At 71.6% G+C, this 21692-nt stretch carries 15 protein-coding genes and 2 rRNA genes (1 of these 17 cut by a window edge); 13 read left to right on the forward strand and 4 right to left on the reverse strand.

Features of this window, described 5'->3' with window-relative positions:
- The 4 genes from OG900_31475 to OG900_31490 form a co-directional block, all read left to right on the forward strand.
- Window positions 1–2900: ribosomal RNA gene (locus tag OG900_31475) — 23S ribosomal RNA — on the forward strand (it extends 225 nt beyond the left edge of the window).
- Between the two features lie 141 nt (window positions 2901–3041).
- A 5S ribosomal RNA gene (gene rrf, locus OG900_31480) occupies window positions 3042–3158 on the forward strand.
- A gap of 198 nt (window positions 3159–3356) precedes the next feature.
- The gene (locus tag OG900_31485; protein ID WUH94209.1) at window positions 3357–4736 is read left to right on the forward strand and encodes a hypothetical protein; all 1380 of its coding nucleotides are present in this window, start codon (window positions 3357–3359) and stop codon (window positions 4734–4736) included.
- Window positions 4721–5641, forward strand: a complete 921-nt coding sequence (locus OG900_31490) for a hypothetical protein (protein WUH94210.1) — start codon at window positions 4721–4723, stop codon at window positions 5639–5641. Before OG900_31485 ends, OG900_31490 begins: the two co-directional genes overlap by 16 nt.
- An 85-nt stretch (window positions 5642–5726) precedes the next feature.
- On the opposite strand, the gene OG900_31495 is transcribed toward OG900_31490, so the two are convergent.
- Window positions 5727–7025: a DUF1015 domain-containing protein gene (locus OG900_31495; GenBank protein ID WUH94211.1), complete on the reverse strand. Its 1299-nt coding sequence runs from the start codon at window positions 7023–7025 to the stop codon at window positions 5727–5729.
- Between the two features lie 75 nt (window positions 7026–7100).
- On the opposite strand from OG900_31495, the gene OG900_31500 reads away from it, so the two are divergent.
- Window positions 7101–8108 (forward strand): HAD-IIA family hydrolase, encoded by a 1008-nt coding sequence (locus OG900_31500; protein WUH94212.1) that lies wholly within the window; start codon window positions 7101–7103, stop codon window positions 8106–8108.
- Window positions 8109–8357: 249 nt separating this feature from the next.
- Here OG900_31500 and OG900_31505 read toward each other — a convergent pair whose 3' ends face one another.
- Both OG900_31505 and OG900_31510 read right to left on the reverse strand, forming a co-directional pair.
- Window positions 8358–9158, reverse strand: coding sequence for a siderophore-interacting protein (locus tag OG900_31505; GenBank protein WUH94213.1), 801 nt, complete (start codon window positions 9156–9158; stop codon window positions 8358–8360).
- A gap of 578 nt (window positions 9159–9736) precedes the next feature.
- The gene (locus OG900_31510) at window positions 9737–10084 is read right to left on the reverse strand and encodes a sterol-binding protein (GenBank protein ID WUH94214.1); all 348 of its coding nucleotides are present in this window, start codon (window positions 10082–10084) and stop codon (window positions 9737–9739) included.
- Between the two features lie 162 nt (window positions 10085–10246).
- On the opposite strand from OG900_31510, the gene OG900_31515 reads away from it, so the two are divergent.
- The 7 genes from OG900_31515 to OG900_31545 all read left to right on the forward strand — a co-directional run bounded on the left by OG900_31515 (window position 10247) and on the right by OG900_31545 (window position 17564).
- Window positions 10247–11275 carry a histone gene (locus OG900_31515; GenBank protein WUH94215.1) on the forward strand — a complete coding sequence of 343 codons (1029 nt, stop codon included), beginning with the start codon at window positions 10247–10249 and terminating at the stop codon, window positions 11273–11275.
- The gene (locus OG900_31520; GenBank protein ID WUH94216.1) at window positions 11268–11519 is read left to right on the forward strand and encodes a hypothetical protein; all 252 of its coding nucleotides are present in this window, start codon (window positions 11268–11270) and stop codon (window positions 11517–11519) included. Before OG900_31515 ends, OG900_31520 begins: the two co-directional genes overlap by 8 nt.
- A gap of 13 nt (window positions 11520–11532) precedes the next feature.
- Window positions 11533–12342: a TlyA family RNA methyltransferase gene (locus tag OG900_31525; protein WUH95998.1), complete on the forward strand. Its 810-nt coding sequence runs from the start codon at window positions 11533–11535 to the stop codon at window positions 12340–12342.
- Window positions 12339–13253 (forward strand): NAD kinase, encoded by a 915-nt coding sequence (locus OG900_31530; protein WUH94217.1) that lies wholly within the window; start codon window positions 12339–12341, stop codon window positions 13251–13253. The genes OG900_31525 and OG900_31530 overlap by 4 nt, the downstream gene beginning before the upstream one ends.
- 64 nt (window positions 13254–13317) lie before the next feature.
- Complete coding sequence (gene recN, locus OG900_31535) at window positions 13318–15075, forward strand: DNA repair protein RecN (GenBank protein ID WUH94218.1); 1758 nt, start codon at window positions 13318–13320, stop codon at window positions 15073–15075.
- A gap of 400 nt (window positions 15076–15475) precedes the next feature.
- The gene (locus OG900_31540; protein WUH94219.1) at window positions 15476–16300 is read left to right on the forward strand and encodes a hypothetical protein; all 825 of its coding nucleotides are present in this window, start codon (window positions 15476–15478) and stop codon (window positions 16298–16300) included.
- Between the two features lie 121 nt (window positions 16301–16421).
- Window positions 16422–17564: a glycosyltransferase family 4 protein gene (locus OG900_31545; GenBank protein WUH94220.1), complete on the forward strand. Its 1143-nt coding sequence runs from the start codon at window positions 16422–16424 to the stop codon at window positions 17562–17564.
- A gap of 231 nt (window positions 17565–17795) precedes the next feature.
- Here the strand turns inward: OG900_31545 and OG900_31550 are convergent, their stop codons facing one another.
- Entirely contained in the window at window positions 17796–19616 is a 1821-nt protein-coding gene (locus OG900_31550; protein ID WUH94221.1) for a glycoside hydrolase family 15 protein, read from the reverse strand.
- A 420-nt stretch (window positions 19617–20036) separates the two neighbouring features.
- Between OG900_31550 and OG900_31555 the strand changes: the two genes are divergently transcribed.
- Window positions 20037–21689, forward strand: coding sequence for a CTP synthase (locus OG900_31555; GenBank protein WUH94222.1), 1653 nt, complete (start codon window positions 20037–20039; stop codon window positions 21687–21689).
- Window positions 21690–21692: the final 3 nt, after the last annotated feature.

Consider the following 21692-nt stretch of genomic DNA (forward strand, 5'->3'; position numbering starts at 1 on the left):
AACAACCGTGATTCCGGGAGTAGTGGCGAGCGAAACCGGATGAGGCTAAACCGTATGCGTGTGATACCCGGCAGGGGTTGCGTATACGGGGTCGTGGGAATTTCCTTGATCGGTCTGCCGGCCGGTCGGAGAGTTATAAACCGTTTGTGTAGGCGAAGGACATGCGAAAGGTCCGGCGTAGAGGGTAAGACCCCCGTAGCTGAAACATGAGCGGCTCTCTTGGAGATCACCCAAGTAGCACAGGGCCCGAGAAATCCTGTGTGAATCTGGCGGGACCACCCGTTAAGCCTAAATATTCCCTGGTGACCGATAGCGGATAGTACCGTGAGGGAATGGTGAAAAGTACCGCGGGAGCGGAGTGAAATAGTACCTGAAACCGTGTGCCTACAAGCCGTGGGAGCGTCGGATGTCGAGCCTGCTCGGCGTCTCGTGACTGCGTGCCTTTTGAAGAATGAGCCTGCGAGTTTGCGGTGTGTTGCGAGGTTAACCCGTGTGGGGTAGCCGTAGCGAAAGCGAGTCCGAATAGGGCGGTTGAGTAGCACGCTCAAGACCCGAAGCGGAGTGATCTAGCCATGGGCAGGTTGAAGCGGCTGTAAGAGGTCGTGGAGGACCGAACCCACCAGGGTTGAAAACCTGGGGGATGACCTGTGGTTAGGGGTGAAAGGCCAATCAAACTCCGTGATAGCTGGTTCTCCCCGAAATGCATTTAGGTGCAGCGTCGTGTGTTTCTTGCCGGAGGTAGAGCACTGGATAGGCGATGGGCCCTGCCGGGTTACTGACCTTAGCCAAACTCCGAATGCCGGTAAGTGAGAGCGCGGCAGTGAGACTGTGGGGGATAAGCTCCATGGTCGAGAGGGAAACAGCCCAGAGCATCGACTAAGGCCCCTAAGCGTACGCTAAGTGGGAAAGGATGTGGAGTCGCAGAGACAACCAGGAGGTTGGCTTAGAAGCAGCCACCCTTGAAAGAGTGCGTAATAGCTCACTGGTCAAGTGATTCCGCGCCGACAATGTAGCGGGGCTCAAGCGTACCGCCGAAGTCGTGTCATTGCAGCATGAGGGCCAACGCCCGCTGTGATGGGTAGGGGAGCGTCGTGTGCCGGGTGAAGCCGCGCCGTAAGGCAGTGGTGGACGGTTCACGAGTGAGAATGCAGGCATGAGTAGCGATACAAGAGTGGGAAACTCTTGCGCCGATTGACTAAGGGTTCCTGGGTCAAGCTGATCTGCCCAGGGTAAGTCGGGACCTAAGGCGAGGCCGACAGGCGTAGTCGATGGACAACCGGTTGATATTCCGGTACCCGCTGTAAAGCGCCCAATGCTGAATCCTTTGATGCTAAGGCCGTGAAGCCGCCCCTGATCTCTTCGGAGTGAGGGGGAGTGGTGGAGCCGCTGACCCTAGGGGGTAGTAGGTAAGTGATGGGGTGACGCAGGAAGGTAGTCCAGCCCGGGCGGTGGTTGTCCCGGGGTAAGGGTGTAGGACGTCATCCAGGTAAATCCGGATGGCACATAGTCTGAGACCTGATGCCGAGCCGATTGTGGTGAAGTGGATGATCCTATGCTGTCGAGAAAAGCCTCTAGCGAGTTTTACGGCGGCCCGTACCCTAAACCGACTCAGGTGGTCAGGTAGAGAATACCGAGGCGTTCGGGTGAACTATGGTTAAGGAACTCGGCAAAATGCCCCCGTAACTTCGGGAGAAGGGGGGCCATGTCTGGTGATCCGATTTACTCGGTGAGCTGGGTGTGGCCGCAGAGACCAGCGAGAAGCGACTGTTTACTAAAAACACAGGTCCGTGCGAAGCCGTAAGGCGATGTATACGGACTGACGCCTGCCCGGTGCTGGAACGTTAAGGGGACCGGTTAGTCACATTTCGGTGTGGCGAAGCTGAGAACTTAAGCGCCAGTAAACGGCGGTGGTAACTATAACCATCCTAAGGTAGCGAAATTCCTTGTCGGGTAAGTTCCGACCTGCACGAATGGCGTAACGACTTCTCGACTGTCTCAACCATAGGCCCGGTGAAATTGCACTACGAGTAAAGATGCTCGTTTCGCGCAGCAGGACGGAAAGACCCCGGGACCTTTACTATAGCTTGATATTGGTGTTCGGTTCGGCTTGTGTAGGATAGGTGGGAGACTGTGAAACATCGGCGCCAGCCGGTGGTGAGTCGTCGTTGAAATACCACTCTGGTCGTGCTGGATGTCTAACCTCGGTCCGTGATCCGGATCAGGGACAGTGTCTGGTGGGTAGTTTAACTGGGGCGGTTGCCTCCTAAAGGGTAACGGAGGCGCCCAAAGGTTCCCTCAGCCTGGTTGGCAATCAGGTGTTGAGTGTAAGTGCACAAGGGAGCTTGACTGTGAGACTGACGGGTCGAGCAGGTACGAAAGTAGGGACTAGTGATCCGGCGGTGGCTTGTGGAAGCGCCGTCGCTCAACGGATAAAAGGTACCCCGGGGATAACAGGCTGATCTTCCCCAAGAGTCCATATCGACGGGATGGTTTGGCACCTCGATGTCGGCTCGTCGCATCCTGGGGCTGGAGTCGGTCCCAAGGGTTGGGCTGTTCGCCCATTAAAGCGGTACGCGAGCTGGGTTTAGAACGTCGTGAGACAGTTCGGTCCCTATCCGCTGCGCGCGTAGGAGTCTTGAGAAGGGCTGTCCCTAGTACGAGAGGACCGGGACGGACGAACCTCTGGTGTGCCAGTTGTCCTGCCAAGGGCATGGCTGGTTGGCTACGTTCGGGAGGGATAACCGCTGAAAGCATCTAAGCGGGAAGCCTGCTTCGAGATGAGGGCTCCCACCCACTTGATGGGGTAAGGCTCCCAGTAGACGACTGGGTTGATAGGCCGGATGTGGAAGCCCTGTAAGGGGTGGAGCTGACCGGTACTAATAGGCCGAGGGCTTGTCCTCATTTGCTCGCGTCCACTGTTTGGTTCCCGGGTTGCGAACAGTCGCACCGGTGAATCAGCTCAACACTTAACTGAAAAGTGTGCTTGTTCGCTTGGACTCTGTCGAGGTCTCACCGGCGCGGTGAGGCCGACCCGATAGCGTTTCGGTGGTCATAGCGTTAGGGAAACGCCCGGTCACATTCCGAACCCGGAAGCTAAGCCTTTCAGCGCCGATGGTACTGCAGGGGGGACCCTGTGGGAGAGTAGGACACCGCCGAACAATCTTTCCAGACCCCTGGTCCTGGCCTCAGCGCCAAGACCAGGGGTCTTTTTTTGCACGCGCTCACAGAGCGCGACTTCCCCGTGGTTACGGGAGACTTGTACTACAGCAGCACGATTCGAGGAGTCACGTCGATGTCCAACTCGCCTGAAGACCGGCCCGAGCGTCCCGAACGCCGGGACTCGCGCCCTAACGGCGGTGGCGACCGCGGGGGTTACCGCAGTGGTGGCCCGCGACGGGACGGCGACCGTCCCAGTGGCGGCGGCTTCCGCCGCGATGACCGACGTGACGACCGTCCTCGTGACGACCGGCGTGACGACCGCCCGCGCGGCCCGCGTCGCGAAGGCGACCGCCCCGGTGGCAGTGGTGGCAGTGGCGGCGGCTTCCGCGGCAACGACCGCCCGCGCTACGACCGTCCGGCCGGCGGTGGTGGCGGCGGTTTCCGTCGTGACGACCGCCCCGGTGGCGACCGTCCCCGTTTCAACGGTCCCCGTGACGACCGTCCGGGCGGCGACCGCCCGCGTTTCAACGGCCCGCGCGATGACCGCCCCGGTGGTGACCGCCCGCGCTTCAACGGCCCCCGTGATGACCGTCCCCGTGGTCCGCGTCGCGAGGGCGACCGTCCCGGCGGTGGTGGCGGCGGTTTCCGTCGTGACGACCGTCCCGGTGGCGACCGTCCCCGTTTCAACGGTCCCCGTGACGACCGTCCGGGCGGCGACCGCCCGCGTTTCAACGGCCCGCGCGATGACCGCCCCCGCTACGACCGCCCCCGCGATGACCGTCCGGGCGGCGACCGTCCGCGCTACGACGACCGTCGTGATGACCGTCCGGGCGGCGACCGTCCGCGCTACGACGACCGTCGTGATGACCGTCCCCGTGGTCCGCGTCGCGAGGGCGATCGCCCTGGCGGTGGTGGCGGCGGTTTCCGTCGTGACGACCGTCCCGGTGGCGACCGTCCCCGTTTCAACGGTCCCCGTGACGACCGTCCAGGCGGCGACCGCCCGCGTTTCAACGGCCCGCGCGATGACCGCCCCCGCTACGACCGTCCCCGTGACGATCGTCCGCGTGACGACAGGCCCCGCTACGACCGTCCCCGTGAGGACCGCCCGAGCTACGACAGGCCGCGGGACGACCGCCCGCGCTTCGACGGCCCCCGCGATGACCGTCCGCGTTATGACCGGCCCCGCGATGACCGTCCGTCCCGTGACGACAGGCCTCGCTACGACCGTCCCCGTGACGACCGCCCTCGTGGGCCGCGTCGCGAGGACGACCGCGGCGGCTTCCGCCGTGACGACCGCCCGCGTGACGACAGGCCCCGCTACGACCGCCCGCGTGAGGACCGCCCGAGCTACGACCGGCCCCGGGACGACCGTCCGCGCGGCCCGCGTCGCGACGACGACCGGCCCCGCGACGACCGTGGTCAGGGCCGGCGGCCCGCCGTCGAAGGCCGCGGCCGGTTCGAGAACCGCGGTGGCGGCAGGGACGACCGGCGCGAGGAGCGGGAGCCGATCCGCCGGCTGCCCATTCCCGACGAGGTCACCGGGCACGAGATCGACCCGAGCGTGCGCCAGGAACTGATGAGCCTGCCCAAGACGCTCGCCGACGACGTGGCGCGCAACCTGGTCATGGTGGCCCGGCTGCTGGACGAGGAGCCGGAGCAGGCGTACGCGTACTCGCGCATCGCGCTGCGGCTGGCCTCGCGTGTCGCGGCCGTACGGGAGGCGGCGGGCTTCGCCTCGTACGCCAGCGAGCGCTATGCCGAGGCGCTGGCCGAATTCCGGGCGACCCGGCGGATGACCGGCACGGTCGACCTGTGGCCGGTCATGGCGGACTGCGAGCGCGGCCTCGGCCGTCCCGAGCGCGCGCTGGAGATGGCGGGTGCGCCCGAGGTGCACAAGCTCGACAAGGCGGGCCAGGTCGAGATGCGCCTGGTGGCCGCCGGTGCCCGACAGGACATGGGCCAGGCCGAGGCCGCGGTGGTGACGCTGCAGAGTTCGGAGCTGGCGTCCAACGCCGTGCACCCGTGGACCGCGCGGCTGCGGTACGCCTACGCCGACGCGCTGCTGGCCGTGGACCGGGAGTCCGAGGCGCGCGAGTGGTTCGCGAAGGCGCTGGAGGCCGACCAGAACGGCACCACCGACGCGTCGGACCGCCTCGCGCAGCTCGACGGCGTGGAATTCGTGGACGCGTTCGACGACGCGGACGACGCCGACGACGTGGACGTGGCGGACGAGGCCGACGTGAACACGGCCGCCGACGACGCCGCCGACACGGATGAGCCGGACGACGCCGACGAGGACCCGGTCGACGAGGTCGACGAGGCCGAGGAAGCCGAAGACGTCGAGGACGTCGAGGACGTCGAGGACGTCGAAGAAGCCGACAAGGCCGACGTCGACAAGGACGCCGACCTGACCGACGAGGCCGACCCGGCTTCCTTCCTGGACTCGCCCTTCCGCGAGCCCGCGCCGGGCGACAAGGACTAGTCCCGTAGGGCGTCCGGACGCGCACGAAAGGAGGGAGGCACCCGCACACCGCGGGTGCCTCCCTCCTTTTTGCGTGTCGGCCCTTTCAGCCCAGGTCCAGGCTCCGTATGACCAGACCGCCGGCCGGCTTCGGCCCGAAGGACGTCGACTTGCGCGGCATCATCACGCCCTGCCGGGCAAGTTCGAGCACGACGTGCTCGTGCACCGGGTGCATCAGCACCGCCGTGCCCGCGTGCCGTCGAGCCTGTTCGACGGCGGCGTCCGCGGTGTGGATGTAGCGGATCTCGTCGGGGAGGTCGGGGGAGTCCGGGATCTGCCAGACGTGGTCGAGCAGCAGGGTGTGCAGGACGGTGGCGTCCAGGCGGCGCCACTGCGGCGGGCGGTCGGCGGGGACCCAGCGGTCGAGCGGGCCGGGGTCGGGGCGGTCGAGGAGGTGGAAGCCGCCGTCGCCGGCGAGGACGAAGGCGTTGCCGGCCTCCGCCGCGTCGGCCAGCACGGCGAGGGCCTTGTCGAGGGTGTGGCCGGGCAGTTCGCTGACCCGGAAGTACGGGCGGGCGGTGTCGAGGGCTCGGTCCAGCGGCAGGTGTTGCAGGACGCGGTGGATGGCGCGGACCCGCAGCGGGTGGCGGGCCGTGTCGACCAGCAGGACGAGGCCGTGGTCCCACGGTGTGCCCGGCGGGTGTTCGGCCTGGAGCCTGCGGTAGGTGGCCCAGCGGTGGTGGCCGTCGGCGATGAGGGCCTGGCGGCCGGCCAGGTCGGCGCCGATCGCGGCGATCTCCGCCGGGTCGGTCAGCGACCACAGGCGGTGGTGCACGCCGTCCTCGGTCGTCGTGCCGAGCAGCGGCTCGCGGGTTTCCGCGGTGCGCTCGACCAGGGCGGCGGTCGCGTCGCCGTCGCGGTAGGCGAGCAGCAGCGGTTCGAGGTTGGCGCCGGTGGAGCGCATCAGGGCGGCGCGGTCGGCGACCGGGCCCGGCATCACGTCCTCGTGCGGCAGGACGACACCGTCCTCGGGCGGGGTGAGCCGCAGGGCGCCGATGACGCCGCGTTGCAGGTGGTCGCCGTCGCGCTGTTCGTAGACGTAGATCGCCGGGTCGGGGTCGGCGGCGAGCACGCCCTCGTCCCGCCATTCGGCGAGGGTGCGGGCGGCCTTGCCGTGCCGGGCGTCCGGCGTCTCGGCGTCGGGGAGGATGAGGCGGACGACGTTGTGGGGGTCGGCCGTCTCCAGATGGCGCTGTCCGTCGGGCCGTACGACCACGTCGTACGGCGGTGAGGTGACCGCGGCGAGGCTGCCGACACGTGCGGCGACGTAACGGAGGCCGCGGAATGGGGTGAGCCGCAGGCCGTGCTCGCCGTCGGGTCCGGGGTGTGGACCGGGGATGCTCATCAGCGCATGGTACGTCCGGCCGTGCGGATGGGGGATGATCGAGGAGACGACGACTCACGAGGAGCGAGCCCGCCCATGACCCACCGGACCAGTCCGAGCGGCAGCGAGAAGCCGCTGGACACCGCGTACGACACGGCGCTGCTGGACCTCGACGGTGTCGTGTACGCGGGCGGCGACGCCATCGCGCACGCGGTCGACTCGCTGGCCGAGGCGCGCTCCGCGGGGATGCGGCTCGCCTACGTCACCAACAACGCCGCCCGCACGCCGCAGGCCGTCGCGGAACACCTCAGCCGGCTCGGCGTGCCGGCCGACGCCGACGAGGTCATCACCTCGGCGCAGGCCGTCGCCCGGCTCATCGCCGACCACGTGCCCGTCGGGTCCAAGGTCCTCGCGGTCGGCGGCGAAGGCCTCTTCGCGGCGCTGCGCGAACGCGGCCTGCAGCCCGTCGAGTCCGCCGACGACGCGCCCGCGGCGGCCGTACAGGGCTACGGGCCCGACCTGCGCTGGTCGCAGCTCGCCGAGATGGCCCACGCGGTCAACGCCGGGGTGCCGTGGTTCGCCTCCAACACCGACCTGACCATCCCGACGGCCCGCGGTGTCGCGCCCGGGAACGGCGCGGCCGTCGAGGTGGTGCGGATCGCGACCGGCGGCACGCCGCGGGTGGCGGGCAAGCCGCTGCCGCCGATGCACCGCGAGACGGTGATCAGGACCGGGGCCGAGCGCCCGCTCGTCATCGGGGACCGGCTCGACACGGACATCGAGGGGGCCAACGCCTCCGGCGTGGACTCGCTGCTGGTCCTCACCGGGGTCACCACTCCGGCCGCCCTCGTCGCGGCCACGCCGGAGCATCGGCCGACGTATGTCGCCGCCGACCTCCGCGGGCTGCTCATCTCCCACCCGCCCGTCTCCTGGGACGGCTCCCAGGCGCGCTGCGGCGGCTGGACCGTCACCGCGTCCCTCGACCTCACCGGTTCCGGCGACCCGATCGACGGCCTCCGCGCCCTCTGCAGTGCCGCCTGGTCCGCCTCGTCCTCCGACCTCGACCCCGGCAAGTCCCTGGCCCGCCTGAGGGCTGTCCAGTAATCCCCGGCGGGCGCGCGACGACAGCTACGGCACCTCGCCGCGTTGTCGGGCTCGCCCGAACACGACCCGGTATGAGGGCGACCCTTCGCCTTGCGACGTACCGCATCTGACGCCGCGCGCTGGTCCACCGCGGATTAGCGGGACAGCCCTCAGGCTTCCGACCGACCTGCGGCCCGGCCGGCCACGACGGCGGGAGGAAGCGCGGCCACCGCGAGGGGCAGGCGCGTCCCGGGGCGGCCGGGGGAGGGGTCAGGTCGCCGGAAGGAGGGCGTCCTCCGGGGCGCCCCGGCGCCAGTAGCCGGCGAAGGCCACGGCGGACCGGGGGAAGGCGCGGGCGCCGACGAGGTGCCGGCGCAGGTCGCGGACGGTGGCGGCCTCGCCCGCGACCCAGGCGTAGGGCGTACCCGTCGGAAGGGCGGCCGCGGCGACAGCCGCGGGAAGGGACGAGGGCCGGGTCAGCCAGTTGACCTCGGCCTCGCATTTCGTGGGCAGCTCGATGCGGTCCGCCGGATCGCCGACGGAGATCCACGCCTTGACCACCGTGCCGGCCGGCAGCCACTCCAGGATCCCGGCGACGGCCGGCACCGCCGTCTCGTCGGCGCACAGCAGGACCCAGTCCGTGCCGGCCGGCGGCTGGAAGTCGACGCCGCCGTTGTCGGGCACGACGGGCGCGAGGACGGTGAGCCGGTCGCCGGGCGCGGCGCGGCCCGCCCACCGGGAGGCGGGCCCGAGATCGCCGTGCAGGGCGAAGTCGATGTCGACCTCGGCCGGGAAGCGCCGCACGTCGCGGACCGTGTACGTCCGCATGATGCCGCGTACGGCGGGGTCGAGCGCGCGCCAGCGCGGATACCAGTCGTTGTCGAGGACGTCGGGCAGGACCGCCTCGTACTGCCCGTCCTGCGGCAGGAAGAGCTTGAGCCGCTGGTCCCTGCCGCCGGTGGCGACCGCGTCGAGGCCGGGGCCGCCGAGCACGACCCGCAGCAGGCCGGGGGAGAGCCGGCAGGTGCGCAGCACATGGGCGCGGAAGAAGTCGTAGGCGGGCGCGGCCATGACGTCAGCTCACCTCCTTCGCGCCGGTGTCGGCCTCGTATTTGCCGGCGGCGAGCACGCCACGGCGGAACTTTCCGGGCGTGGTGCGGGAACGGGAGGAGTTCATGGAGGATGGCCGCTCTGCTCGGAGGGGGTTGGCAAGGTTAGGCTAACCTAACTTATCTGCTTCGCCACTCGTCGTACGGGCCGCCACGCGCGCGGAGATGTCGACTTGCCGCACACGCCGGGTCCGGCGGCGACGGTGACGGAGCGGCCGGGTATGTCGACACGCGGCTTCACGTGTTGCTCGGCCGGGCGTGTCCGAGGGTGACCGGATCGGCTCGCAGGCGCGGCCGTCCGGTCGACGTGTCGGCATTTCGGGTGGTCAGGCGGACGCTCACGGGAAGGCCGTTCGGTGGAGAAGTCGGCGAGTCGACCCACCGTCACCGACCGCACGGGAAGCCGTACGCGGTCGCCGGGCAGGGCCGCATCCGTCGGCGCCGACGGCGGCAGGCCGGAACCGGCCCGACCGCGCCGAGGGCCCGGAGGGCCCAACGCCCCCGGCCGTGCCCGCCGCACGCCACGCGCGGCGGCCCGCGTCAGAGCAGCGAGCGCAGCCGCAGCACGTCCCGCAGCGACGCGTGCACCCTGACACGCCCGCTGCCCCACGCCTTGGCGAAGGCCAACTCGCCACCGACCATCGCCACCAGGTCGTCGCCCGACATCGCCAGCCGGATCTGCGCCTTGTCGTCCGGGGCGCCGGGCACGGCGACCACATCGGTGATCGTGCCGCCGGCCAGCCGCCCCGCGAAGGTGACGTCCAGATCGGTGATGCGGCAGCTCAACGAGCGGTCCAGGGCGGTGGCGGCACGCGTGTCGCTGCCCGCCCCCGCCATATTCCGCGCGAGTTGGTCGAGTGCGGTGCGGCACTCCTCGATGGTGGCCATCGGCGAGTCGTCTCCCGGTCGGACGGTACGTCCGGACGACGGTACCGCAGCGCAGTGTCGACGGGCCGTGGCGGCGGAAGGCGGTAGCGTCATGACCACGGTGGTTCGCGCAAGGGCCGCCGGCTGAACGATGTGTCAACGGCGAGTCGAGGAGTGAGAGCGATGCGGGACGCGCTGCGTACCTGTCTGCAGATCGCGGGCGGCCTGACCGAGGCCACCCGCCGCCGTACGGTCGACACGGCCAGGGAAATGCTGGACCAGACCGGTATCGACGTCGAGTCCGTCCAGCGGAAGATCGGATCCGCCATCCCGGCGGAGGTGCAGACCCTCGCCGACGAGCTGATGGCCACCGGACGGGCCAACCGCGACCTGCTGCTCGGGCTGATCCGCGAGGAGGTCGACAAGGCGATGAGCCGGGTCGGCCGGCTCGCCGACGAGGTCACGAAGGTCGGCGTCGTCCTGGAGACGCTCGAACGCCGGATCCGCAACCTGGAGTCGACCGGCACCGAGGAGGGCGCGGACGCCCCGGCGCCCAAGGCGTCGTCCGAGCCCGCGCCGCCGGTCCAGCACGTGCGGGTCGACGACGAGCCGGCCCCGGCGCGCAAGGCCGCCGCCAAGAAGGCGCCGGCCGCCAGGAAGACGGCACCGCCGGCGAAGAAGTCCGCGCCTCCTGCCGCGAAGAAGGCCGCGCCCGCCGCCCGCAAGACCGCGGCGGCGAAGAAGGCCACCACCACCAAGTCGGCCGCCGCCCACAAGACGACCGCGACGAAGAAGACCACGGCCAAGAAGACCGCGGCCAAGACCGCCACCACGACCCGGAAGCCGACCGCCAACCCCACCAGGACCACCACGGCCGGCACGGCGAAGAAGGTCGCCGCCGACCCCGCCCCGGCGGCCGCGAGCGCCCCCGCGGGCGCGGCGAAGAAGGCGACCCCGGCGAGCGGCACGGCTGCCGCGAACGGCACCGCGGCGAACGGCGCGGCCAAGAAGACCGCCGCGGCGAACGGCACCGCGAAGAAGGCCGCCGCGCCGGCCGGCACCGCGAAGAAGGCGCCCGCGGCGAAGAAGACCACCGCCGCCAAGAAGACCGCCGCCACGAAGAAGACCACCGCCGCCAAGAAGTCGCCGGCGGCGAAGAAGACCACCGCCGCGAAGAAGACCGCGTCCCCGGACGTGACCGGAAATGAGTGAGACCTCCGCGGAAGCGGGCGCGTACGGTGGGATCTCCGCGCCCGCGCACCCCCTGGATGCGCCCGCGCGCCCGGAGCCGCTGGGGGTGACGGTCGCGCAGACGGGGAATGCTGACGTCGACGCGGCGATAGACCGCCTCGCCGACGCCGGCGACCTGCCGACGCAGTCCCATATCGAGGTGTACGAGGATGTGCACCGCGGGCTGCGCGACGCGCTCGCCGCGCTGGACGAGAACAGGAGCTGAACCGTACGTGGCAGTGGCACGACGCCGACTCGACGCCGAGCTGGTGCGCCGGAAGCTCGCGCGCTCCCGTGAGCACGCGAGCCAGTTGATCTCCGCGGGGCGGGTCACCGTGGGCGGCGCGACCGCCACCAAGCCCGCGACGCAGGTGGAGACCTCGGCCGCCGTGGTGGTGGCCGAGGGCGGGGACACCCCCGACTACGTCTCGCGCGGCGGCCACAAGCTGGCCGGCGCGCTGGCCGCCTTCCAGCCCCGCGGGCTGGTCGTGGACGGCCGCAGGGCGCTGGACGCGGGCGCCTCCACCGGCGGCTTCACCGATGTGCTGCTGCGGGCGGGCGCCGCCCAGGTGGTCGCCGTCGACGTCGGCTACGGCCAGCTCGCCTGGTCGCTGCAGAGCGACCCGCGGGTCGTGGTCAAGGACCGGACGAACGTACGGGAGCTGACGCTCGACCACATCGACGGCGAGCCCGTCGGCCTGGTCGTCGGCGACCTGTCGTTCATCCCGCTCGGCCTGGTGCTGCCCGCCCTGGTGCGCTGCGCCGCGCCGGACGCGGACCTGGTCCTGATGGTCAAACCGCAGTTCGAGGTGGGCAGGGAGCGGCTCGGCAGCGGAGGGGTGGTCCGCAGCGCGCAACTGCGGGCCGAATGCGTGACGAAGGTCGCCGGACAGGCGGCGGAGCTGGGCCTGGGGGTGCTCGGGGTGACCGCGAGCCCGCTGCCCGGCCCTTCGGGGAACGTGGAATATTTTCTGTGGCTGCGCGCCGGTGCGCCCGCACTGGACCCGGCCGATGTCGACCGTGCTGTGGCGGAGGGGCCGAACCGGTGACCATCAAGAGCGACGTGCTTGACCGTACCGTCTTCCTGCTGACCCACACCGGCAGGGCCGCCGCGGTCCGCAGTGCCGAGCGGGTCGTACAGGGCCTGCTGCGCTGCGGGATCGGAGTGCGGCTGCTCGCCGACGAGGCCGTCGACATCCCGCTGCCCCCGGAGGTGGAGCAGGTCGCGGAAGCCGGGCCCGGGGCCGTCGAGGGCTGCGAGCTGATCATCGTGCTCGGCGGCGACGGGACGCTGCTGCGCGGCGCCGAGTTCGCCCGCGCCTCCGGAGTGCCGCTGCTCGGCGTCAACCTCGGGCGGGTCGGCTTCCTCGCCGAAGCCGAGCGCGACGACCTCGACAAGGTCGTCGACCGGGTCGTCACCCGCGAATACGAGGTCGAGGAGCGGATGACGCTCGACGTGCTCGTACGCAACGACGGCCGGATCGTGCACACCGACTGGGCGCTCAACGAGGCCTCCGTCGAGAAGGCGTCCAGGGAGCGGGTGCTCGAAGTCGTCACCGAGGTCGACGGCCGCCCGGTCTCCCGCTTCGGCGGCGACGGCGTGGTCTGCGCGACCCCGACCGGCTCCACCGCCTACGCCTTCTCCGCCGGCGGACCCGTCGTCTGGCCCGAGGTCGAGGCGCTGCTGATGGTCCCGATCAGCGCGCACGCGCTGTTCGCCAAGCCGCTGGTGACCTCGCCCCGCTCGGTTCTGGCCGTCGAGGTGCAGCCCGAGACGCCCAACGGGGTGCTGTGGTGCGACGGCCGCCGCACCGTCGAACTGCCCGCGGGAGCCAGGGTCGAGGTGCGGCGCGGCGCCGTCCCCGTCCGGCTGGCCCGGCTGCACCACGCCTCCTTCACCGACCGCCTGGTGGCGAAGTTCGCCCTCCCGGTGGCCGGCTGGCGCGGCGCCCCCGCGTGACCCGCCGCTGAGGGAAAGGTCATTGCCGGGCGGCGGGCGTCGCGCGGGGGGCGGGAAACCTCGTATGGTCGTATCCGTGTTGGAGGAAATGCGGATCAGGTCGCTGGGAGTCATCGAGGACGCCGTGGTGGAGCTGTCACCCGGCTTCACGGCGGTGACCGGTGAGACCGGCGCGGGCAAGACCATGGTCGTGACCAGCCTCGGCCTGCTGCTCGGCGGCCGGGCCGACCCCGCCCTGGTGCGGATCGGCGCCGGCTCGGCGGTCGTCGAGGGCCGGATAGCGATGGCCGCGGACACCCGCGCCGCGATCCGCGCCCAGGAGGCGGGCGCCGAGCTGGAGGACGGCGTGCTGCTCATCAGCCGTACGGTGTCCGCGGAAGGGCGCTCCCGGGCGCACCTGGGCGGGCGTACGGTCCCGGTCGGGCTGCTCGGCGAACTCGCCGACGACCTGGTCGCCGTGCACGGCCAGACCGACCAGCAGGGCCTGCTGCGGCCCGCCAGGCAGCGCGAGGCACTGGACCGCTACGCCGGGCACAGCGTCGTCGCCGCACTGGAGAAATACGGCGCCGCCTACCGCAGGCTGCGCGAGATCGCCACCGAGCTGACCGAACTCACCACCCGGGCCAGGGAGCGCGCCCAGGAGGCCGACCTGCTGCGCTTCGGCGTCGAGGAGGTCTCCGCGGCCGAACCGCTGCCGGGGGAGGACACCGAACTGGCCGCCGAGGCGGAGCGGCTCGGGCACGCGGAAGCGCTCGCCTCCGCCGCGACCATCGCACATGCCGCGCTGGCCGGAAATCCCGAGGACCCCGAGGGCGTCGAGGCCGGCACCCTGGTCGCCGGCGCCCAGCGCGCCCTCGACTCGGTCGCCGCGCACGACCCCGACCTGGCCGCGCTCGCCGGCCGGCTCGGCGAGATCGGCATCCTGCTCGGCGACGTGGCCGGCGAACTCGCCGGCTATGCCGACAACCTGGACGCCGACCCGCTGCGGCTCGCCGCGGTCGAGGAGCGCAGGGCCGTACTCGCCCACCTCGTACGCAAGTACGGCACCGACATCGACGCGGTCCTCGCCTGGGCCGGGCAGGGCGCCGCCAGGATCGCCGAGCTGGAGGGCGACGACGACCGCGTCGCCGAACTCACCGCGGAGCGGGACGCGCTGCGGGCCGAACTCAGCGCCCTGGGCCAGCACCTCACCGACCTCCGCACCGAGGCCGCCGAGCGCTTCGCCACCGCCGTCACGGCCGAGCTGGCCGAACTGGCCATGCCGCACGCCCGGGTCACCGTCGCCATCCGGCAGACCGAGGTCCCCGAGGCGGACGCCGGGTCCGGCATCGAGATCGGCGGCCGGGCCGTCGCATACGGCCCGGCCGGCGCGGACGAGGTCGAGCTGCTGCTCGCCCCGCACCCGGGCAGCCCCGCCCGGCCCATCGCCAAGGGCGCCTCCGGCGGTGAGCTGTCCCGGGTGATGCTCGCCGTCGAGGTCGTCTTCGCCGGGTCCGACCCCGTCCCCACCTATCTCTTCGACGAGGTCGACGCGGGGGTCGGCGGCAAGGCCGCGGTCGAGGTCGGCCGCCGCCTCGCGCGCCTCGCACGCACCGCCCAGGTCGTGGTCGTCACCCACCTCCCCCAGGTCGCGGCCTTCGCCGACCGCCAACTCCTGGTCGAGAAGACGAACGACGGCTCCGTCACCCGCAGCGGCGTCACCGTCCTGGAGGGCGAGGCCCGCATCCGCGAGCTGTCCCGCATGCTCGCGGGCCAGGAAGATTCCGAGCTGGCGCGTGCCCACGCGGAAGAACTCCTGGCGACGGCCCGGACCAGCCAATAGCCCTGGGGCTTTTCCGCGTCCGCCCCGCGGGGCCCGCTGCGCCCGCGCACGGACCACCGGCGGGTGGGTGGCTGAGCGCGCCCACGCGGCGCCCGCAGCCCCGCGCCCCTGGGTGGTTGCCCTCTGCGGTGGGCGGCGCCCGTTCGGGGGCGCGGGGAACGGCGTGGCCGGCCCGCGATGGGCGGCGGGTCGTCACCGGCCGTGAGGGGCTGTTCGGTCCTCCCCCAGAGCTTTCCCTGGGGGTACCCCCATCTCGCTTCGGTCGGGACCACCGGCCGGTGGAGGGTTGAGCGCGCCCAGGCGGCGCCAGCCGCAGCCCCGCGCCCCTGAGGTGGCTACCCCCTGCGGCAGGGGGAGGGACGGGTGGTTGGAGGTGGGGAGGGGTGGGCAGGTGGGAAAAGTGGAGAGTGGGCGGGTGTCGGTGGGGGTGGCCGCGGCGGGGGCGACCCGGGTCGCGTACGGGGTGTTGCGGCGGCGGCCGCCGGTCGAGGCGCGGCTGTGGCGGCGGACGAACTACGCCGGGCGCGGGGTCGAGCTGTACGGCGGCCTCGCCGCGGCCGCGGGTGCGGCCACCGCGGTGGCCGCGGCTCGGGGCGTGGCGTGGCGTACGCGCGTCGCCGCGGTCGGCGCGGCACTGGCGGCCGGCGCCTGCGGGGCGTACGACGACCAGCACGGCTCCCCGGCGGAAAGAGGCTTCGGCGCGCACCTCAGGGCGCTGCGTGAGCGCCGTCTCACCTCCGGCGCGGTGAAACTGCTGGGCATCGGCGCCGCCGGGCTGACCGCGGGCGTACTGCTCAAGGCGCACCCGGCCGACCAGGTGCTGACCGGCGTGGTCATCGCCGGCACCGCCCACGCGGTGAACCTCCTGGACGTGCGGCCCGGCCGCGCGGCCAAGGCGGTGATCGCGGTCGGCGCCCCCGGACTGCTGCGCCGCGGCCCCGCCGCCCTGCTGGCCGCCGCGCCCGTCGGCGCCGCGGCCGCGGTGCTGCGCGACGACGTGAGCGAGCGCACGATGCTCGGCGACGCCGGCGCCCACGCGCTCGGCGCCGCGCTGGGCGCCGCCCTCGCCGTGGCCAACGGCAGGACCGGCCTGTTCCTGCACGCGGCGGCGCTGGTCGCCATGACGGCGGCGGGCGACCGTATCTCCACCGACGAGCGGTTGTGGAAGGCCCCCGGAGTACGGCACGTTGACTCCTGGGGCCGGGTGGCACACCCGTATGGGTGATCCGGGACACGGGTGAGCCGGTGGGACCGGGTCCGCGGCCGACCCGCCCCTTGTGCGGCCTGGCATCCTTGACAGGCCGCACCCGCCGCAGAACAGGCCCGAGTCAGGAGCAGTACCCCGCGTGAGCAGCACCTCCGACCCCTTCGCAGGGCAGCTGCACGCCGTGCACGTGCTGGGCACGACGGCGGGAGCGCATGTCAGCTCCCTGGTCGGCGGCCTCGTGGCGCGGGGCGTCGAGGTGACCGTCTGCGGCCCGGTCGCCGCCGAGGCGGACTACGCCTTCGGCACGACCGGCGCCCGCTACGTGACGGTCGACCTGGGCCGCCGCCGCGCCACGGCGGCCGACGCCCCGGTGGTCGGCGCGCTGCGTGCCGCCTTCACCGGCGCGAGCGTCGTGCACGCGCACGGCCTGTGGGCCGGCTTCCTGGCCGCCGTCGCGCTCGGCGGCCGCCGCCGCGTCCCGCTGGTCGTCACCTGGCACGGCGGTGCCCCCGTGGCGGGCGGCCGCGGCCTGCTGCTGCGCTGGCTGGAGCGGCGTGCGGTTCGCGGCGCCACCGTCGTGCTCGGGGTGTCGTCGGAGCTGGTCGACCGGGCGAGGGGCCTGGGCGGCAAGGACGTACGCCTCGCGCCTGCCGCCGTGCCGCGCCCGCCGGGCCGGCCGCCCAGGCCGCCCGAGGAGGGCGAGCGGTACCGGCAGAAGACCCGGGCCGATCACGGCGCCGTCGACCGCCCGCTGCTGCTCGCCGTCGGCAGGCTGGAACCGCGGCAGGGCTACGACCTGCTGCTCGACGCCGCCGAACTGTGGGCGGACCTGGACCCCGCACCCCTGGTGGCCGTCGCGGGCGAGGGCGGCCGGCGGGCCGCGCTGGAACGCCGTATCGAGGCCGGTCGGCTCCCCGTCCTGCTGCTCGGCAGCCGCGACGACGTACCCGAGCTGCTGGCCGCGGCCGACCTCGTGGTGCTGCCCAGCCGCTGGGAGGCCCGCGCGCTGATCGCCCAGGAGGCGCTGCACGCCGGTGTGCCGCTCGTCGCGACCGACGTCGGCGGCATGCGCGAACTCGTCGGCGACGCGGCGGTCCTGATCCCCTACGGCGACCCGGCCGCCCTGGCGACCGCGGTCACCACCCTCCTCGCCGACCCCGACCGCCGCGCCGCCCTGTCCATCGCCGGCCGCGCCCAGGCCGCCACCTGGCCCACCGAGGACGACACGGTGGCCCAGGTCCTCAGCGTCTACGACGAACTCACCCAGCCTGACCTTGCGTAAGTCGGCGCCTTACGGGGGCGCGGGGCTGCCTCCGATCCGCGGCCGGCGCCGGTGGGCGCGCCCAGCCCTCCACCGGCCGGTGGTCCGGCACAGACCGAACTGCCTGCCTCTCACGGCCGGTGACGCCCCGCCGCCGTCGTCGTGGCCGGCCGCGCAGTTCCCCGCGCCCCTATGGGGGCTCGGCCCCGCCGTAAAGGACGGCCCTGGAGGCGCACCCTCCAGAGCCGGGCCCTAGGCGCGGAAAGCCCCCGCGGCAGTGAGTCGCAGAGCCGTGTCGATCAGCGGCACGTGGCTGAAGGCCTGCGGGAAGTTGCCGACCTGGCGCTGGCGGCGGGGGTCCCATTCCTCGGCGAGCAGGCCGAGGTCGTTGCGCAGGGCGAGCAGCTTCTCGAAGAGGCGGCGGGCCTCCTCGACGCGGCCGATCATGGCCAGGTCGTCGGCGAGCCAGAAGGAGCAGGCCAGGAAGGCGCCCTCGTCGCCGGGGAGGCCGTCGAGGTTGTCGTCGCCGCTGGTGTCGCCGCTGGAGGTCGGGTAGCGCAGCACGAAGCCGTCCTCGGTGGACAGCTCCCGCTGGATCGCCTCGATCGTGCCGATGACGCGCTTGTCGTCCGGGGGCAGGAAGCCCATCTGCGGGATCAGCAGCAGCGAGGCGTCCAGCTCGCGGGACCCGTACGACTGCGTGAAGGTGTTGCGCTCGCGGTCGTAGCCCTTCTCGCACACGTCGTAGTGGATCTCGTCGCGCAGGTCCTTGAGCCGCTCCAGCGGCCCGTCGACCTCGCCGGACTCGATGAGCTTGACCGTGCGGTCGACGGCGACCCAGGCCATCACCTTGGAGTGCACGAAGTGCCGGCGGGGGCCGCGTACCTCCCAGATGCCCTCGTCCGGCTCGTTCCAGTGCTTCTCCAGGTAGCGGATCAGCTTGAGCTGGAGCAGGCTCGCGTAGTCGTTGCGGGCCAGGCCCGTCATGTGGCCCAGGTGCAGCGCCTCGGTGACCTCGCCGTAGACGTCCAGCTGGAGCTGGTGCGCGGCGCCGTTGCCGATGCGGACCGGGGTGGAGCCCTCGTAGCCGGGTAGCCAGTGCAGCTCGTTCTCGCCCAGCTCGCGCTCGCCGGCGATGCCGTACATGATCTGCAGGTTCTCCGGGTCGCCGGCGACCGCCCGCAGCAGCCACTCGCGCCAGGCCTGCGCCTCCTCGCGGTAGCCGGTGCGCAGCAGCGAGGACAGGGTGATCGCCGCGTCGCGCAGCCAGGTGAAGCGGTAGTCCCAGTTGCGGACCCCGCCGATGTCCTCGGGCAACGATGTCGTGGGCGCCGCCACGATGCCGCCGGTCGGGCCGTACGTCAGCGCCTTGAGGGTGATCAGCGAGCGCACCACGGCCTCGCGGTAGGGGCCGGTGTACGTGCACTGGGCGACCCACGCCCGCCAGAAGTCCTCGGTCGCGGTGAGCGAGCCCTCCGGGTCGGGCAGCGAGGGCTGCGGCTTGTGCGACGGCTCCCAGCTGATCGTGAAGGCCAGCCGGTCGCCGGGGGCGACGGTGAATTCGGAGTAGGTGGTCAGGTCCTTGCCGTACGTGTCGACCTCGGTGTCGAGCCATACCGAGTCGGGCCCGGCCACGGCCACCGTGCGGTCGCCGACCTTGTGCACCCACGGCACCACCTGGCCGTACGCGAACCGCATCCGCAGGGCGGATGCCATCGGCACCCGGCCGCTGACGCCCTCGACGATCCTGATGACCTGCGGGGCGCCGTCGCGCGGCGGCATGAAGTCGATGACCCGGACCGTGCCGCGCTGGGTGTCCCACTCGGACTCCAGCACGAGCGAGTCGCCGCGGTAGCGGCGGCGTGTCGCGGCGGGCGGCTGCTCGGTGCCGCGGTGGGCAGGGCCGAGCCGCCAGAAACCGTGCTGCTCGGTGCCCAGCAGCCCGGCGAAGACCGCCGGGGAATCGAACCGCGGCAGGCACAGCCAGTCGACCGTGCCGTCCCGGCAGACCAGTGCGGCGGTCTGCATATCACCGATGAGTGCGTAGTCCTCGATACGCCCGGCCACGTGCAACTCCAGTCGAATGACGGCGCCGCCCCAATGGCTGGGACGGTCTTGCGGTCTGGGGATATTCGACGAGCTCATGATCCGGGAGCGGGCGGGATGGTGCCGTGCCGGCCGGCTCGCATCAATGCGTCCGTGCAGGATACGTCGTCCGGGTGGGCAGATGTGCGAGTCTCGTCGATCCTCGGCCGGCCTTTCCGGGTGCGTTCCGGGCACATCGGGTGGAGATGCCGGGCCTGTCGCGGTGCCGGCGCCCCGCCGTGACGGCGCGGTCACGGCGCACCGGGCACGCGTCGGCTGCCGAAGCGGCCCGGCACCGCTGATACCCTGGTAGCCCGTGGGCCGGTGGGCTGAACCACTGAACCGCCGCGACGGCGCTCCCCGACGAGCCCGTCCCGACCCTCACCTCGCGACCACGGGAGCCCCCTCTTGGCAATTGCGCCGAAATCCACGACGACCAAGCACATCTTCGTCACCGGTGGGGTGGCCTCCTCGCTCGGCAAGGGCCTCACCGCGTCCAGTCTCGGCGCGCTGCTCAAGGCGCGCGGCCTGCGGGTCACCATGCAGAAGCTCGACCCGTATCTGAACGTGGACCCGGGCACCATGAACCCTTTCCAGCACGGTGAGGTCTTCGTCACCGAGGACGGCGCCGAGACCGACCTCGACATCGGCCACTACGAGCGCTTCCTCGACGTCAACCTGGCCGGCTCGGCGAACGTCACCACCGGGCAGGTGTACTCGACGGTCATCGCCAAGGAACGGCGCGGCGAGTACCTGGGCGACACCGTGCAGGTCATCCCGCACATCACCAACGAGATCAAGTCCCGTATCCGGCGGATGGCCGCCGACGACGTGGACGTCGTCATCACCGAGGTCGGCGGCACCGTCGGCGACATCGAGTCGCTGCCCTTCCTCGAATCCGTCCGCCAGGTCCGCCACGAGGTCGGCCGGGACAACGTCTTCGTCGTGCACATCTCGCTGCTGCCCTACATCGGCCCCTCCGGCGAGCTGAAGACCAAGCCCACCCAGCACTCGGTGGCCGCGCTGCGCAACATCGGCATCCAGCCGGACGCCATCGTGCTGCGCGCCGACCGCGAGGTGCCGATCGCGATCAAGCGCAAGATCTCGCTGATGTGCGACGTCGACGAGGACGCGGTCGTCGCCGCGATCGACGCGCAGTCCATCTACGACATCCCCAAGGTGCTGCACACCGAGGGCCTCGACGCCTACGTCGTACGCCGCCTCGACCTGCCCTTCCGCGACGTGGACTGGGCCCAGTGGGACGACCTGCTCAAGCGGGTGCACGAGCCCGCCCACGAGGTGAAGGTCGCCCTGGTCGGCAAGTACATCGACCTGCCCGACGCCTACCTGTCGGTCACCGAGGCGCTGCGGGCCGGCGGCTTCGCCAACAACGCGAAGGTCCACATCAAGTGGGTCACCTCCGACGCGTGCAAGACCCCGGCGGGCGCCGCGGAGCAGCTCGGCGACGTGGACGCGGTCTGCGTGCCCGGCGGCTTCGGCGACCGCGGCGTCGAGGGCAAGGTGTCCGCGATCACCTACGCCCGCGAGCAGCGCATCCCGCTGCTCGGGCTGTGTCTGGGCCTCCAGTGCATCGTCATCGAGGCGGCCCGCAACCTGGCCGGCATCGCCGACGCGAACTCCACCGAGTTCGACCCGGCGACCGCGCACCCGGTGATCTCCACCATGGCCGAGCAGCTCGACATCGTCGGCGGCAAGGGCGACCTCGGCGGCACCATGCGGCTCGGCACCTACCCGGCCAAGCTCGCCGAGGGCTCCATCGTCCGCGAGGTCTACGGCGACCAGCCCTACGTCGAGGAGCGGCACCGGCACCGCTACGAGGTCAACAACGCCTACCGCGCCGACCTGGAGAAGGCCGCCGGCATCGTCTTCTCCGGCACCTCGCCGGACAACAAGCTGGTCGAATACGTCGAATACCCGCGCGAGGTGCACCCCTACCTGGTGGCGACCCAGGCGCACCCCGAGCTGAAGTCCCGCCCGACCCGGCCGCACCCGCTGTTCGCCGGGCTGGTGAAGGCCGCGGTGGAGCGCCGCACCGTCTGAGAC

It is taken from the genome of Streptomyces sp. NBC_00433, from assembly GCA_036015235.1.
GTDB lineage: Bacteria > Actinomycetota > Actinomycetes > Streptomycetales > Streptomycetaceae > Actinacidiphila.

Excerpts from the sequence above, each read along its gene's own strand:
- OG900_31495 (WUH94211.1), bottom strand. The coding sequence starts at position 7,025 with ATGAGCATCCCCGGTCCACACCCCGGACCCGACGGCGAGCACGGCCTG.
- OG900_31500 (WUH94212.1), top strand. The coding sequence starts at position 7,101 with ATGACCCACCGGACCAGTCCGAGCGGCAGCGAGAAGCCGCTGGACACC.
- recN (WUH94218.1), top strand. The coding sequence starts at position 13,318 with ATGGTCGTATCCGTGTTGGAGGAAATGCGGATCAGGTCGCTGGGAGTC.
- OG900_31510 (WUH94214.1), bottom strand. The coding sequence starts at position 10,084 with ATGGCCACCATCGAGGAGTGCCGCACCGCACTCGACCAACTCGCGCGG.
- OG900_31520 (WUH94216.1), top strand. The coding sequence starts at position 11,268 with ATGAGTGAGACCTCCGCGGAAGCGGGCGCGTACGGTGGGATCTCCGCG.
- OG900_31505 (WUH94213.1), bottom strand. The coding sequence starts at position 9,158 with ATGGCCGCGCCCGCCTACGACTTCTTCCGCGCCCATGTGCTGCGCACC.
- OG900_31515 (WUH94215.1), top strand. The coding sequence starts at position 10,247 with ATGCGGGACGCGCTGCGTACCTGTCTGCAGATCGCGGGCGGCCTGACC.